Below are 12,510 nucleotides of genomic sequence, written 5' to 3'. Positions count from 1 at the left end.
ACTCAAAAGCCTATTTTTTATTGCTGTCTACAACGATGCGGTTATCGCGGTTGGCCAGTTCCCAGGTTACGTGGAAAGCAAGGCGCGCCACTTTCTCAGCACTTTCAAAAATGATCTTGTCTACTGTATCCGTAGGTTTGTGGTAATCGGCGTGCACGCCGTTGAAGTAGAACACGATCGGAATACCGTTTTTGGCAAAGTTGTAGTGGTCAGAGCGGTAGTAGAAGCGGTTCGGATCATTCTCGTCGTTGAATTTATAGTCGAGCTTCAGGCCTACGTGCTTCTGGTTCATCTCTTCGTTGATCTGGTGCAGCTCGGATGAAAGCTTGTCAGCGCCGATCACATAGATGTAGTTGCTGTCGTTCTGCTTCTCATGATCAAAGTCCATGCGGCCGATCATGTCGATGTTGACATTGGCTACAGTGTTGGCCAGCGGGAAGATCGGGTTGTTGGCGTAGTACTCAGAACCCAACAGGCCTTTTTCTTCAGCCGTCACGGTCATGAACAGCACGCTACGGCGTGGCCCCATCCCTTCTTTTTTAGCCTGAGCAAAAGCCTCTGCCAGTTCGATCACAGCCACCGTACCCGATCCGTCGTCGTTTGCGCCGTTGTAGATCTCGCCGTCCTCTATACCTACGTGGTCATAGTGTGCGGTTACGACGATCACTTCATCCTTCTTGTCGGTGCCTTCGATAAAGCCCAGCACGTTTTCGGTCGGAAGCGGAGTGCTCACGCGCTCTGTTTTGATCTTTACATCTTTCACAGCGGTGAAGGTGCCGGCTGTCGGTTTGCCTGCTTTTGCTACGGTATTAGCATAAGCCAGCATTTTTGCAGGTGTCGTGCCCAGCAGAGCCGCGCCTACCTGTGGCGAAACCAACAGGGAAGCGGCATTGGTTTGTGCGCCTGTGTTCTTTAACCCGAGTGAAGGGCGGGACAGGAAGTTCTTGTAACGCTGGGTGAGGCTGTTGAACTCATCGGAAGTAGTGCCTGTCACGATCACTACGCTCTTGGCACCACGCTTGGTGGCAGCATTGCGCTTGGCGCGGAAGTCATTGCCCCAGTCGGATGCCTTTTCGGTGCCGCTCACCAGGAATTTGCCGTCGCTTGCTTTGGGCTCACCTGCCAGCACGACAACCATTTTGCCGGTCACGTCCAGGTTGGCATAGTCCGAGTAGTTGTCGGCATCAATGCCGTATCCGGCAAATACCACTTCAGCCGCCTGCTCAGTCTGGTAGGGCGATGCGCCCAATACATAAAAGTCCTGGCCCATCAGGAACTTCTGCTTGCCTACCGTGATGTAGCCTTCGCCCCACTGGCTCTTCTCCAGGTCGAATGTTTGGTAGTAGGGGCTGGTACCTGAATTTTTCACCGGACCCATCAATCCGTCTTCCCTGAACTCGCGGGCAATGTACTCGGCAGCCATTTTCTGGCCTTTCTCGCCTGTGTTGCGTCCTTCATATTCATCCGATGCCAGGATGTGCAGGTGTTTGGACAGGTCAGCCGCTGTGATAGTAGCTGCATACTTAGGGGCAGACTCACGCAGTTTGGCTGCATCAGCAACCGGAGCAGTTGTCTCAGTGGTGCCGGTTGTGGTAGGTGTAGTCGCACAGCCTGTGGTAAGCAGAGCTGCCAGGGCATACACGTATAAGTGATTATGCTTCATGTTTTAGGGTGATGGTGAGGTTATAGATTATTGTTTGATGATCAGTACGGTGGCAAAAGCAGCGACGCCTTCCTTCTTGCCCACAAAACCCAGATGCTCGGTTGTGGTGGCTTTAATGGAAATGTCCTGCTCGGGTATACCCATTACCTGTGCCAGGCAGCTCTTCATGGCTGGTATGTGCGGGTTTACCTTCGGCTCCTGCAGACAGATGGTGGAGTCAATGTTGCCGATTTCATAGCCTTCCAGCGCCAGCAGGTGTATCACTTCTTTGAGCAGGATCTTGCTATCAATGCCTTTGTACTGCGGGTCTTTGTCAGAGAAGTGGAAGCCGATATCGCGCATGTTGGCAGCACCCAGCAGGGCATCGCAGATCACATGTACGAGAACGTCGGCGTCCGAATGACCCAGGGCCCCGTGCGTATGCGGGATCTTGATACCGCCCAGCCAGAAGTCAAGCCCTTCCTGCAACTGGTGCACATCGTAGCCAAAGCCGGTTCTTATTTTGAGCTTCATAGTGTATGATACTGAATTAAGGTATAGGGGTTAGCCTTTTACGGCGGGTACAAAAAGTAAATATAGCCTCTTTTGCCCTCTTGGTGCTAACAGCGCGTGTTTTTTTACAGGTATAGGTATAGACACGAAACAGGAATAAAGGTTTAAAACAGCAACAGCCGGCTACCACTAGGGCAGCCGGCTGTTTGCAGGTATATTTGAAAAAGCGCCTCAGGCTTAGGCCTCTGCTTCCGCAAGGGAAGGATAATCGATATAGCCTTCGGCACCGGGCGTATAAAACGTATTTTTGTCCGGGGCCTGCAGTTCCTCATTTTTACGGAAACGCTCCGGCAGGTCCGGGTTGGCGATGAACGGTACGCCAAATGCGACCATGTCAGCTTCACCTGCTTCGATCACGGCATTGCCTTTCTCCTGCGTAAAGCCGGCATTGATGATCAGGTTGCCTTTGTAGATAGGTCTGTAGCGCCTGGCGATGTTAGGCTCCGCGTGTGGCACGGCAGAAACATCCGTAAAGGGCTCAGACAAATGCAGGTAGGACAGGTTGTAGTTATTGAGCTTCTCGACAATATAGTCGAAAGTCGGCATAGTGTTTTCGTCCAATGACATGCCAAACACACCGTGCAGGCTTGGGTTCAGACGAACGCCTACCCGCTCCATGGGTACAACTTCCTGTATCGCCTCCAGTACTTCAAATAAAATGCGGGCTCTGTTCTCTTTTGAACCGCCGTACTCATCGGTGCGGATGTTGGAGGTGCTGTTAAAGAACTGGTGCAGCAGGTAACCGTTGGAAGCATGCACTTCCACGCCATCAAAACCAGCGTCCATCGCATTCTTAGCCGCCTGCTTATAATCCTGTACGATCTGCTTGATCTCAGGTATGGACAGTGCACGGGGCGTCACCGTTTTTTTGAATCCCTGTGGCGTATAGGCCTGGTCATTAGGGTTGATGGCAGAAGGCGCTACCGGAAGCTCCCCGTTGTGAAAGTCCGGGTGTGACATACGGCCTACGTGCCAGAGCTGCAGGAATATTTTGCCTCCTTCGGCATGCACGCCATCGGTTACTTTTTTCCAGCCTGCTACCTGCTCCTCGCTGTAAATACCGGGTGTGTTCACGTACCCTACTGCCTGCTTTGATATCTGGGAACCTTCCGCAATGATAAGGCCTGCGCCTGCGCGCTGGGTATAATAAGTTACCATCAGTTCGTTGGGTACATTGCCTTCGTTCGCGGCGCGGCTGCGTGTCATCGGTGCCATGATGACACGGTTCTTCAGTACGAGGTTATGAAGTTGTATAGGTCTTAAAAGTGGTTGTGACATATCTAAAATTGTTGATTGTTAAATTGATTAATTGTTGATTTTCGTGATGCGGGCAAGTCACGATCTGTCCGAGCAGGTTGTGTCATGCTGAATCCCATGTGCCCTCGCTCGCGTCCCGCGAGTGTGAGCTATTACGCGGACTCTGGCCGCTAATTTGCACCTTTAGGTGCAGGTGGCGAGACGCCACCACATGCCTCACATTCTTAATTATTAATTCGTAATTCTTAATTAAATAGTGTCCCAGTCCGGAGCGAAGGACGGATTGACAACACGTGTATTCTCCTGCTTCAGTTGATCTATCTGGCTTACTTCTTCCTGTGTCAGCTCAAAGTCAAAGATGTCGATGTTCGATGCCAGGCGCTCCGCTTTGGAAGTCCGGGGTATAGCCAGCACGCCCTCCTGCTGGATCAGCCAGCGCAGCGATACCTGCACTTCATTCTTGCCATACTTCTCGGCTATACCTTGCAGGATCGCATGGCCCAATACTTTGCCCTGGGCAATGGGGCTGTAGGCCGTAAGCGTAATTCCTTTCTCCCGCAGGTAACTGTACAGCTTCGTCTGGTTGATAAGAGGATGATACTCTACCTGGTTGGTGATGATATCGGCTCCCGTTGCCAGGACCTGATCCAGTAAGGCAGTGGGGTGGTTGCTGACGCCGATGTGTTGGGTATAGCCTTTTCGTTGTGCTTCCATCAACTGGTCCATGTACTCCGGTATAGCTACGCTCGGATTAGGCCAGTGAATCAGCAGCAGGTCTACGTGGTCGGTTTTGAGCTTGCGCAGGCTTTCCTCCACCGATGGCAGGAAATCCCGTTTCGAAAGATGCTCGCGCCATACCTTGGTGGTCAGGAAAACCTGGTCCCGTGCTATACCTGCGTTTTTGATCGCGGTGCCCACCCCTTCTTCGTTTCGGTAGATCTGGGCCGTATCGATGTGGCGGTAACCTGCTGACAGCGCCGCCGCTGTTATCTCGCGTGCCGTGTCGTCCGGAAGCTGAAAAGTTCCCAGCCCGAGGGCCGGTATCGATGTATCTTTGATCGTACGATGAAGCATGTTCAGTATCTAAGTTTTTAAATAGTCAGGTGCATACATTATTTGTGTATACAAACAATTGAGCAAAAAAATAGTTTAGCCTCTCAGCTTATCCAGCAGGTTGCTTGCCAGTACAGCCTCCTCCTGTGACAGGTTATGGAAGCGCTTATAAAAGTCAGGCATCTGGGCATCGATCTGCTGGAGCTTCTCTATACCTGCCGGTGTCAGCCGTACCTCGATCATGCGCCGGTTTGCCTGGCAGATGTCGCGGGTCACGTAGCCCTTCTCGATCAGTTTATCCACCAGGCGCGTCACGTTGGAGTTGCGGTCGATCATGCGCTCCTGTAGTTCTCCGAAGCATACCGGCTGTGGCTGTTGCCCCCGCACAATGGACAATACATTGTACTGCTGCAGCGTCAGCCCAAGCTTTTTAAAGAAAGGAATGAACTGCTGATTGAGCCAGTTATTCGTAAACAACAGGTTCACTACCAGGCGACGGTGGTCGTCTTTGAAGTCTTTCTGCTGTATTTCGTCTTCTATGCGCATAAGCTGCCGGATGGTGGTGCAAAGTTAGGTTGGTTATTTGTATATACAAACGTTGGCCTGAAAAAGTTTCGTCTGATGTTCGCGGGGTAGCAGGGCTCGGACAATTGTGTGTTGCCGGGTGCTGGCTTATAGGTTTATAAAATCCGGGAAAGGAAGAGCCGGGATGGGGTTAGTCCCAGTAGGATAGCGGAGCGCGCTGGCCGTTTGTCAGGAAGACGAGCTTTTCTTCCTTTGTCGTCGTCTCCAGTTCTACCTGGTAAAAAGTGCTCCCGTCCTTCAGAAGCTTTTCCGGTTCGTCTAATTTGTATCCGGAGAATTTCTGACGGATAGTGGTCGTTACTTCACCCGAAAGTTCAGCTTCGCGTATCGCATGCTTATACTTGAGCAACTTGCCCGAGCCATTGAAAAGAGCGGCATATGCCACGGTATCCACTTTGAATTCAGCCTCATACTCACTCCCCTTCTTTTCCCACTCTATATAAGAGGAGTTGGGGAAAATGGTAAGAAGTGCCTGCCTGGTCTCAGCCGGAACATCCCGGGGCTCTATATCCCCTTCACTTTCGCAGGAGCACAGGGAGCTGGCAAGAAGCAGAATCGCAAAGGCCGTAGAATTCATCTTTTTTTAGTTTAAGCTGGATGTACAGAATAGCTAATATAAAACTATTAAATGATTCTGAAGGAAATCTGAAGCAGCAGAAGCACAAAATAAAAGAGACCCGCCAGCGGCAGGTCTCTTCTGGCAAAATTTTGAACGTATCGGAGTGCTAAGCCTCCACGGGCTTTTCTTTCTTTTCGGCTTTATACAGCAAGGTAGAGCAGTTGTTGGGGTCCAGCACCTGCCTGGCACAGCGCATAATATCCTGGGGGGTGACGGCCTGGATCTTCTCGCCTTCTGTGTTCATAAAATTCGCGTCTCCGAGCAACTTGCCGTAGGCCAGGTTCATGGCGCGGTTGAGCAGCTCGATCTCTGAAAACACCAGGGATGTTTCGGCCTGGTTTTTAACTTTGTTCAGTTCCTGCTCCTCTACCAGTTGCTCCATCAGCTCCTGATTGATTGCCTCGATCGCCGCATTGGCCTCGAAAAGACTTACCCCCTCGTTGAGTTTGCCCTGAATGATCAGCAGGCCGGGTTCAATAGAGCCTGTCACCGAAGCCGAGATAGAGTTCAGCAGTTTTTGCTCCTTTACCAGCTTCTCATATAGGCGCGAGGACTTGCCCCGGCCCAATATATCGCTGATCAGGTCCACGGTATAGTAGTCTGCATGGGTGCGGTGCGGCATATGATAGGCCTTGTAGATGGCGCTGAGCGGCACGTCGGCACTTGTCTCGAGTACCCGTGGGCCCGGTTGCTTCGGCTCATGCGGTATGTGGCGGGTATACTTTTCTCCGGCAGGTATAGGGCCAAACCATTTCTCGGTCAGCTCCTTTGCTTTCTCAAAGGTCACGTTGCCGGCCACAACCAGTATCGCGTTGCTGGGTGAGTAGTGTTTCCTGTGGAACGCCTTTACAATGTCCATGGTGGCCTCCTCGATGTGGGCGATCTCCTTGCCGATGGTCGCCCACTTGTAGGGGTGCTGCTCATAGGCCAGCGGACGCAGTTTCAGCCATACATCGCCGTACGGCTGGTTGAGGTAGTTCTGCTTGAACTCCTCCACCACCACTTTGCGCTGCACCTCCAGGCCATTGTCACTGAAAGCCAGGTCCAGCATGCGGTCCGACTCCAGCCAAAAGCCCGTCTCGATGTTCTGGGCCGGCAGCGAGAGGTAATAGTTGGTAATGTCGGGGCTGGTGAAGGCGTTGTTCTCGCCACCCACGCGCTGCAGGGGCTCGTCGTATACCGGGATGTTCTTGGAGCCGCTGAACATGAGGTGCTCAAACAGGTGCGCAAAGCCCGTGTGAGCCTCTTCTTCGTCACGCGAACCTACATCGTAGAGCACGTTCAGTACCGCCATAGGCGAGGTATGGTCTTCGTGCACGATCACGCGCAGCCCGTTGTCAAGCGTAAATTCTTCAAACTGTATCATATCTTCTTTCTCCTTAAATGCACCACCCGGCATCAGCACGGGGGCTTTGTACTATACTTCCCCGTGGCTTTTTGTACCCAGGGTTGTACGCCGGGTGAATTCGTTTCGTTCTGAATCAAAGCCGCAATAACTTGCAGGCGTTACAGGTTTTCTGTAGCTTTTGCTTTCTTTACGAGGATTCAGATGCCCGGTGTTACGTGTCTTTCTACTTGTACCTCATGAAGTACAGAACAAATTTATAAATTAGCACCATAATAAGAGGCTAAAGCGCGCTTTAACCTGCCTAACCAGAACGAATTTTCTTCTCATAAGATGAACTATAACCGCAAAGAATACTCTGACGACGAACTGATCGCATTATACAAAGGCATTCTGAAGCCCCGTATGATTGAGGAGCGCATGCTGGTGCTGTTGCGCCAGGGCAAAGTAAGCAAGTGGTTTTCCGGCATCGGCCAGGAAGCCATCTCGGTAGGATCCGCCATGGCGCTGGAGGCCGACGAGTACATTTTGCCGCTGCACCGCAACCTGGGCGTATTCACCAGCCGCGAGGTGCCGCTCGACAGGCTGTTTGCCCAGTTCCAGGGCAAGAAAACCGGCTTCACCAAGGGCCGCGACCGTTCGTTCCACTTCGGCTCCAACGAGCATCACATCGTGGGGATGATCTCGCACCTGGGCCCGCAGCTGGCTGTGGCAGATGGTATCGCGCTGGCGGACCTGCTGGATAACAGAGAAAAAGTGACGCTGGTATTCAGCGGAGACGGCGGTGCCAGCGAGGGCGACTTCCATGAAGCGCTTAACGTGGCCGCTGTCTGGAACCTGCCGGTGATCTTCATGATCGAAAACAACGGCTACGGGCTTTCCACCCCCAGCAACGAACAGTTCAAGTTCAAGCACTTTATCGATAAGGGCCCTGCCTATGGGATAGATGCGCTGCAGATTGACGGGAACAACATCCTGGAGGTATACGACACGGTACGGCAGGCAGCCTATAGCATGCGCAAAAATCCGCGCCCGATGCTCATCGAGGCGATGACCTTCCGGATGCGGGGCCACGAAGAAGCCAGCGGCACCAAGTATGTGCCGCAGGAGCTGTTTGAAAAGTGGGCCAAGAAAGACCCGGTAGAATCCTTTGAAAAATACCTGCTGGAAGGACTCGTCCTGACACAGAAGGCCATAGAAGGTATACGCGAGGAGCTAAAGGCAGAAATAGAAGAAGGCCTGCAGACTGCGTTCGCCACGCCTATGCCCGAAGCAAACCGCGAGGAAGAGCTGGCTGATATGTACCTGCCCTTCGAGCAGGAGGTCATCCAACCCACTTCAGATGCCAGAACAGAGAAGCGCTACGTGGATGCTATTTCAGATGGGTTGCGCCAGAGTATGGAGCGTTTCCCGGAGCTGGTGCTCATGGGCCAGGACATTGCCGAGTACGGCGGTGTGTTCAAAATAACGGAAGGCTTTGTCGATGCTTTCGGAAAAGAGCGTGTGCGCAATACGCCGCTTTGCGAATCGGCTATACTAGGTATAGGCCTGGGTATGTCGGTGAAGGGCAGGAAGAGTATGGTGGAGATGCAGTTTGCAGACTTTGTGAGCGCCGGCTTCAGCCAGATCGTGAACAACCTGGCCAAGAGCCACTACCGCTGGGGCCAGCATGCCGATGTGGTGGTGCGTATGCCTACGGGCGCTGGTACGGCAGCAGGCCCTTTCCACTCACAGAGCAACGAAGCCTGGTTCTTCCATACCCCGGGGCTGAAGGTCGTATACCCGTCCTCGCCCTACGATGCCAAAGGATTGCTGAACGCCGCCCTCGAAGATCCGAATCCAGTGATGTACTTTGAGCACAAACTCCTGTACCGCTCCATTTCCCAGGAGATTCCGGACGATTATTATACCATCGAAATCGGCAAAGCGAAACTGGTAGCAGAAGGCACCGATCTGTCCATCATTACGTATGGTATGGGTGTGCACTGGGCCAAGCAGCTGCAGCAGGAAATGCCGGAGATCAGCCTGGATATCCTCGACCTGCGCTCCCTGCTTCCGTGGGACAAAGAGGCCGTGCGTGAGACGGTAGCCAAAACCGGCCGCGTGTTGGTACTGCACGAAGACACGATGACAGGAGGTATAGGCGGTGAGATCTCTGCCTGGATCGGAGAAAACTGCTTTGAGCTGCTGGATGGTCCGGTGACGCGCGTTGCCAGCCTGGACACAGCCGTGCCTTTCGCGCCACCGCTGGAGCAGGAGTTCCTGCCAAAGCAGCGCCTGCGTGAAAAAGTGGAGAGTATACTGGCGTTCTAAAAGATTCTTTTCTGATAAACCTACATTGCCGCATGATGCAAAAAAGTAAATGTTTGATTTTGCCCTTGCTGTGCATGGCACTGCTGTTTGGCGCAGGGTGCCAGCGCAAAGGCATTCCGTGCCCGAAGCCGGGGAAGACCACAAAGCTGCAAGGCAAAAATGCGGCAGGCCTGGAGGCCGTGCGGGTGGAGATGGATAAAAATGGACGTGTGAAAAAGAGGAAAGGAATTTTCTAGGGAGTAACTAGAGTCTCTGAATTTAGTATAACAACTATAAGTTATAAGGTGTTATGAAGCAGTTGATGTCTGATAAGCAAATGAAGTGCTGGATCTGTGCGCTTGTGCTGCTATTGGTGGCGGCCTGGCCTGCTATGGGTCAGATCAGTAACAAAGCTGTCAACAGGCACGCGCAGCTCAAAAGGCAATCCCTGCGAGAGGCCAGCCATACGGACGCATCCTTCAAAGACACACACCTGAACATGGACGTCTATACCTTCAAAAAGGGAGAAGCGGGAAAGGCGGACGGGCGCTCCTTCGGGCAACTTTTCCGGTCTGGCCAGGCTCCTGGCAAAGAAGCGGCCCGGCAGAAGCCGGCTGTCAAAGAAAAGAAGTTCAGACTGTTCAGGAAAAAGAATAAAGCTAACTAAAAAGGAAATCTATGAATTGGCATCCCCTGACAAGTGAGGAACAATTAGAAGTGGTAATAGAGGAGTCAAAAAGCACCCCGGTGGTCATTTTCAAGCATAGTACATCCTGCTCTATCAGCTCTACCGCCAAAAGCAGGCTGGAGCGCCAGTGGAACGGAGCAGGGCTGGACCATGTAAAACCGTATTACCTGGACCTGCTGCGGTACAGGCCGGTTTCCAACGAAATAGCGGAGGTATTTGAGGTGCAGCATCAGTCCCCCCAGCTGTTGCTGATACAGGATGGTATGTGCACCTATGATGCGTCGCACCTGGGCATCAGCCTGGATTCGCTTAAAAAGAAAGTGACAGCGTAACAAGGAGTCCACTCCCTGCTACGCTGCTGGTAGTATAGATTAGTACTGGAAGGTTACGGTCTGCTTCACGTCCGGATGCAGGCTCAGGGCAACAGGGCAGGTGCGTGCTGCATTTTCAAGCATCGCCTTCTCTTTGTCCGTAAAGTTGTTGGCAGGCATTTTAAAGTGGAGGATCACTTCCGCAATGCGGCGGGGCTCGGCAGCCATAATTTTAGTGGTTTCGAGCTCCATCCCTTCCAGATTGAGGTTGAGGCGGTTGGCCAGAATACCCATAAGCGTGGTCATGCAGCTGCCCAGTGCGGCGCAGACCAGGTCGGTTGGCGAAAAGCCCTCGCCACGGCCGTTGTTATCAAGCGGTGCGTCGGTGATCACGGTATTGCCGGAGGCAAGATGCTTTGCATGCGTGCGCAGCTCACCCAGGTAAGCGCTATTGATAGTTGCCATATGTGCTGTTATTTAGTTAATAAGTGCGTAAATTTAAACAGATTTAATCAAACTCTAACTGTATTGAAGGTGGTAAGGAACCTGGCTCTCATTCTAGTCTTTGCCCTGTTGGCAACCCTGCCAGCGGCTGCGCAATCTGATGACGACTTCAACACCGAGTTGAGTTATGGCATCAACCTGAATTCCAATGGCGGGTTGCTCGGGGGCGTTTTCTTCCGCAGCTCCTATTTTGTGAAAGAGCGCTTGTACCAGTTCGGTGGCCTGGAGATTGTAGAGGTCAAGCATCCGAAAGAAAACCGCTACTATAGCCTCGAGACGGGCGATCACTTCATTGCAGGCAAGCAGAATTACCTGTTTGCTATACGTCCTCATTACGGAGCCGAATACGTGCTGTTCCGTAAGGCAGCCGAATCAGGCGTACAGGTCAATGCTGTAGGAGCAGCCGGCCCGTCCTTAGGGCTGTTGGTGCCTTACTACATCCGGTATAACTACGGATTGGGATCCGGGGACGTCCGCACAGAGCAATACGATCCTGAAAAACACCGCAACTTTGACAGCATACACGGCAATGCCAACGTTTTTACGGGACTGGGCGAATCCGACTTCAACATCGGCGTGCATGCCAAGGCCGGCCTCAGCTTTGAGTACGGGCGCTACAAGGAAAGCATAACAGGTATAGAGGTCGGGTTTATGGTGGAGCATTATTTCAATGAAATGATCATGATTCCGCAGACGGAGAACTTCAGCACATTTGCCTCCGTTTACCTCAACATCTACTACGGCCGCCGCAAGTAGCCCATTCTGACACATTTCCCTTTCCTGCTGTTGTCTCTTTCATTCGTAGCGCTTGCCCGGTACTTTTCTTGGCATTATTGCTAATGTCTTAATGCATAAGTTCGTATCTTTGTCCCATGGATGAACTATTGACACTTCCGGTTATACAGCCCAATGCGATGCCCGAGGGGCTGAATGCGCTGGGGCAGCCGCGCAAGCCAAACTGGCTGCGTGTAAAGTTACCGGTAGGGAAAGAGTACGCGAAGGTAAGAAGCATAGTAGACGAATATAAGCTGCATACTATCTGTGAGAGTGGAAATTGCCCGAATATGGGTGAGTGCTGGGGTGCTGGTACAGCTACTTTCATGATATTGGGTAACGTGTGTACCCGCAGCTGCTCGTTCTGTGCCGTGGCTACTGGCCGTCCGAATGAGTATGATACGGATGAGCCACGCCGTGTGGCAGAAGCCATTCAGCTCATGGGTGTAAAGCATGCTGTGATCACTTCCGTAAACCGCGACGAACTGAAAGACCGTGGAGCTGCCATCTGGCACGAAACGGTGGCACTGGTAAAGCAGCTCTCTCCTTCCACTACCATTGAAACCCTTATACCTGATGTGAAAGCCAACTGGGATGCCCTGATCACCATGATCTCAGCAGGCCAGGAGGTCGTATCGCATAACGTGGAAACAGTGAAAGAGCTCTACCGGCGTGTGCGTCCGCAGGCAAAGTATGAGCGTAGCCTGGAGCAGATACGCCGCACCAAAGAGTATGGCAAACGCACCAAGACCGGCATCATGCTGGGGCTGGGCGAGACAAGGGAGCAGGTATACCAGGCCATGGATGACCTGGCAGCCCATGGTTGTGACATACTTACCTTAGGCCAATACCTGCAGCCAACCAAAC

The 12,510-nt window shown here is 52.4% G+C and carries 14 protein-coding genes; 6 read left to right on the top strand and 8 right to left on the bottom strand.

Annotated features, from left to right (window positions below; all coding sequences use genetic code 11):
- Positions 1 to 10: 10 nt before the first annotated feature.
- The 7 genes from OB13_RS04630 to OB13_RS04600 form a co-directional block, all read right to left on the bottom strand.
- Positions 11 to 1,663, bottom strand: coding sequence for a M28 family peptidase (locus tag OB13_RS04630; RefSeq protein ID WP_461488980.1), 1,653 nt, complete (start codon positions 1,661 to 1,663; stop codon positions 11 to 13).
- A gap of 27 nt (positions 1,664 to 1,690) precedes the next feature.
- Entirely contained in the window at positions 1,691 to 2,176 is a 486-nt protein-coding gene (gene ispF, locus OB13_RS04625; protein WP_461488979.1) for a 2-C-methyl-D-erythritol 2,4-cyclodiphosphate synthase, read from the bottom strand.
- A 216-nt stretch (positions 2,177 to 2,392) separates the two neighbouring features.
- Entirely contained in the window at positions 2,393 to 3,493 is a 1,101-nt protein-coding gene (locus OB13_RS04620; protein ID WP_461488978.1) for an alkene reductase, read from the bottom strand.
- A gap of 228 nt (positions 3,494 to 3,721) precedes the next feature.
- Entirely contained in the window at positions 3,722 to 4,546 is an 825-nt protein-coding gene (locus OB13_RS04615) for an aldo/keto reductase (RefSeq protein ID WP_461488977.1), read from the bottom strand.
- Between the two features lie 75 nt (positions 4,547 to 4,621).
- The gene (locus OB13_RS04610) at positions 4,622 to 5,071 is read right to left on the bottom strand and encodes a MarR family winged helix-turn-helix transcriptional regulator (protein WP_461488976.1); all 450 of its coding nucleotides are present in this window, start codon (positions 5,069 to 5,071) and stop codon (positions 4,622 to 4,624) included.
- 169 nt (positions 5,072 to 5,240) lie between these two features.
- Complete coding sequence (locus OB13_RS04605) at positions 5,241 to 5,687, bottom strand: PepSY-like domain-containing protein (RefSeq protein ID WP_461488975.1); 447 nt, start codon at positions 5,685 to 5,687, stop codon at positions 5,241 to 5,243.
- A gap of 148 nt (positions 5,688 to 5,835) precedes the next feature.
- Positions 5,836 to 7,095 (bottom strand): M16 family metallopeptidase, encoded by a 1,260-nt coding sequence (locus tag OB13_RS04600; RefSeq protein WP_461488974.1) that lies wholly within the window; start codon positions 7,093 to 7,095, stop codon positions 5,836 to 5,838.
- Positions 7,096 to 7,407: 312 nt separating this feature from the next.
- Between OB13_RS04600 and OB13_RS04595 the strand changes: the two genes are divergently transcribed.
- The 4 genes from OB13_RS04595 to ytxJ all read left to right on the top strand — a co-directional run bounded on the left by OB13_RS04595 (position 7,408) and on the right by ytxJ (position 10,386).
- The gene (locus tag OB13_RS04595) at positions 7,408 to 9,387 is read left to right on the top strand and encodes an alpha-ketoacid dehydrogenase subunit alpha/beta (RefSeq protein WP_461488973.1); all 1,980 of its coding nucleotides are present in this window, start codon (positions 7,408 to 7,410) and stop codon (positions 9,385 to 9,387) included.
- A 74-nt stretch (positions 9,388 to 9,461) separates the two neighbouring features.
- Positions 9,462 to 9,623 (top strand): hypothetical protein, encoded by a 162-nt coding sequence (locus OB13_RS04590; protein WP_461488972.1) that lies wholly within the window; start codon positions 9,462 to 9,464, stop codon positions 9,621 to 9,623.
- A gap of 65 nt (positions 9,624 to 9,688) precedes the next feature.
- Positions 9,689 to 10,033: a hypothetical protein gene (locus tag OB13_RS04585; protein ID WP_461488971.1), complete on the top strand. Its 345-nt coding sequence runs from the start codon at positions 9,689 to 9,691 to the stop codon at positions 10,031 to 10,033.
- An 11-nt stretch (positions 10,034 to 10,044) separates the two neighbouring features.
- Entirely contained in the window at positions 10,045 to 10,386 is a 342-nt protein-coding gene (gene ytxJ, locus OB13_RS04580) for a bacillithiol system redox-active protein YtxJ (protein ID WP_461488970.1), read from the top strand.
- 39 nt (positions 10,387 to 10,425) lie between these two features.
- On the opposite strand, the gene OB13_RS04575 is transcribed toward ytxJ, so the two are convergent.
- A complete protein-coding gene (locus OB13_RS04575) occupies positions 10,426 to 10,830 on the bottom strand; it encodes an OsmC family protein (protein ID WP_461488969.1) in 405 nt (134 codons plus the stop codon).
- Positions 10,831 to 10,899: 69 nt separating this feature from the next.
- On the opposite strand from OB13_RS04575, the gene OB13_RS04570 reads away from it, so the two are divergent.
- Both OB13_RS04570 and OB13_RS04565 read left to right on the top strand, forming a co-directional pair.
- Positions 10,900 to 11,625: a hypothetical protein gene (locus tag OB13_RS04570; RefSeq protein WP_461488981.1), complete on the top strand. Its 726-nt coding sequence runs from the start codon at positions 10,900 to 10,902 to the stop codon at positions 11,623 to 11,625.
- A 116-nt stretch (positions 11,626 to 11,741) separates the two neighbouring features.
- The coding region (locus OB13_RS04565) for a lipoyl synthase (protein ID WP_461488968.1) at positions 11,742 to 12,510 on the top strand (769 nt) is incomplete at its 3' end.

Source organism: Pontibacter sp. HJ8 (genome assembly GCF_054824225.1).
This window is presented reverse-complemented; position numbering and strand designations above follow the sequence as displayed.

Excerpts from the sequence above, each read along its gene's own strand:
- OB13_RS04630 (WP_461488980.1), bottom strand. The coding sequence starts at position 1,663 with ATGAAGCATAATCACTTATACGTGTATGCCCTGGCAGCTCTGCTTACC.
- ispF (WP_461488979.1), bottom strand. The coding sequence starts at position 2,176 with ATGAAGCTCAAAATAAGAACCGGCTTTGGCTACGATGTGCACCAGTTG.
- OB13_RS04620 (WP_461488978.1), bottom strand. The coding sequence starts at position 3,493 with ATGTCACAACCACTTTTAAGACCTATACAACTTCATAACCTCGTACTG.
- OB13_RS04615 (WP_461488977.1), bottom strand. The coding sequence starts at position 4,546 with ATGCTTCATCGTACGATCAAAGATACATCGATACCGGCCCTCGGGCTG.
- OB13_RS04610 (WP_461488976.1), bottom strand. The coding sequence starts at position 5,071 with ATGCGCATAGAAGACGAAATACAGCAGAAAGACTTCAAAGACGACCAC.
- OB13_RS04605 (WP_461488975.1), bottom strand. The coding sequence starts at position 5,687 with ATGAATTCTACGGCCTTTGCGATTCTGCTTCTTGCCAGCTCCCTGTGC.
- OB13_RS04600 (WP_461488974.1), bottom strand. The coding sequence starts at position 7,095 with ATGATACAGTTTGAAGAATTTACGCTTGACAACGGGCTGCGCGTGATC.
- OB13_RS04595 (WP_461488973.1), top strand. The coding sequence starts at position 7,408 with ATGAACTATAACCGCAAAGAATACTCTGACGACGAACTGATCGCATTA.
- OB13_RS04590 (WP_461488972.1), top strand. The coding sequence starts at position 9,462 with ATGGCACTGCTGTTTGGCGCAGGGTGCCAGCGCAAAGGCATTCCGTGC.
- OB13_RS04585 (WP_461488971.1), top strand. The coding sequence starts at position 9,689 with ATGTCTGATAAGCAAATGAAGTGCTGGATCTGTGCGCTTGTGCTGCTA.
- ytxJ (WP_461488970.1), top strand. The coding sequence starts at position 10,045 with ATGAATTGGCATCCCCTGACAAGTGAGGAACAATTAGAAGTGGTAATA.
- OB13_RS04575 (WP_461488969.1), bottom strand. The coding sequence starts at position 10,830 with ATGGCAACTATCAATAGCGCTTACCTGGGTGAGCTGCGCACGCATGCA.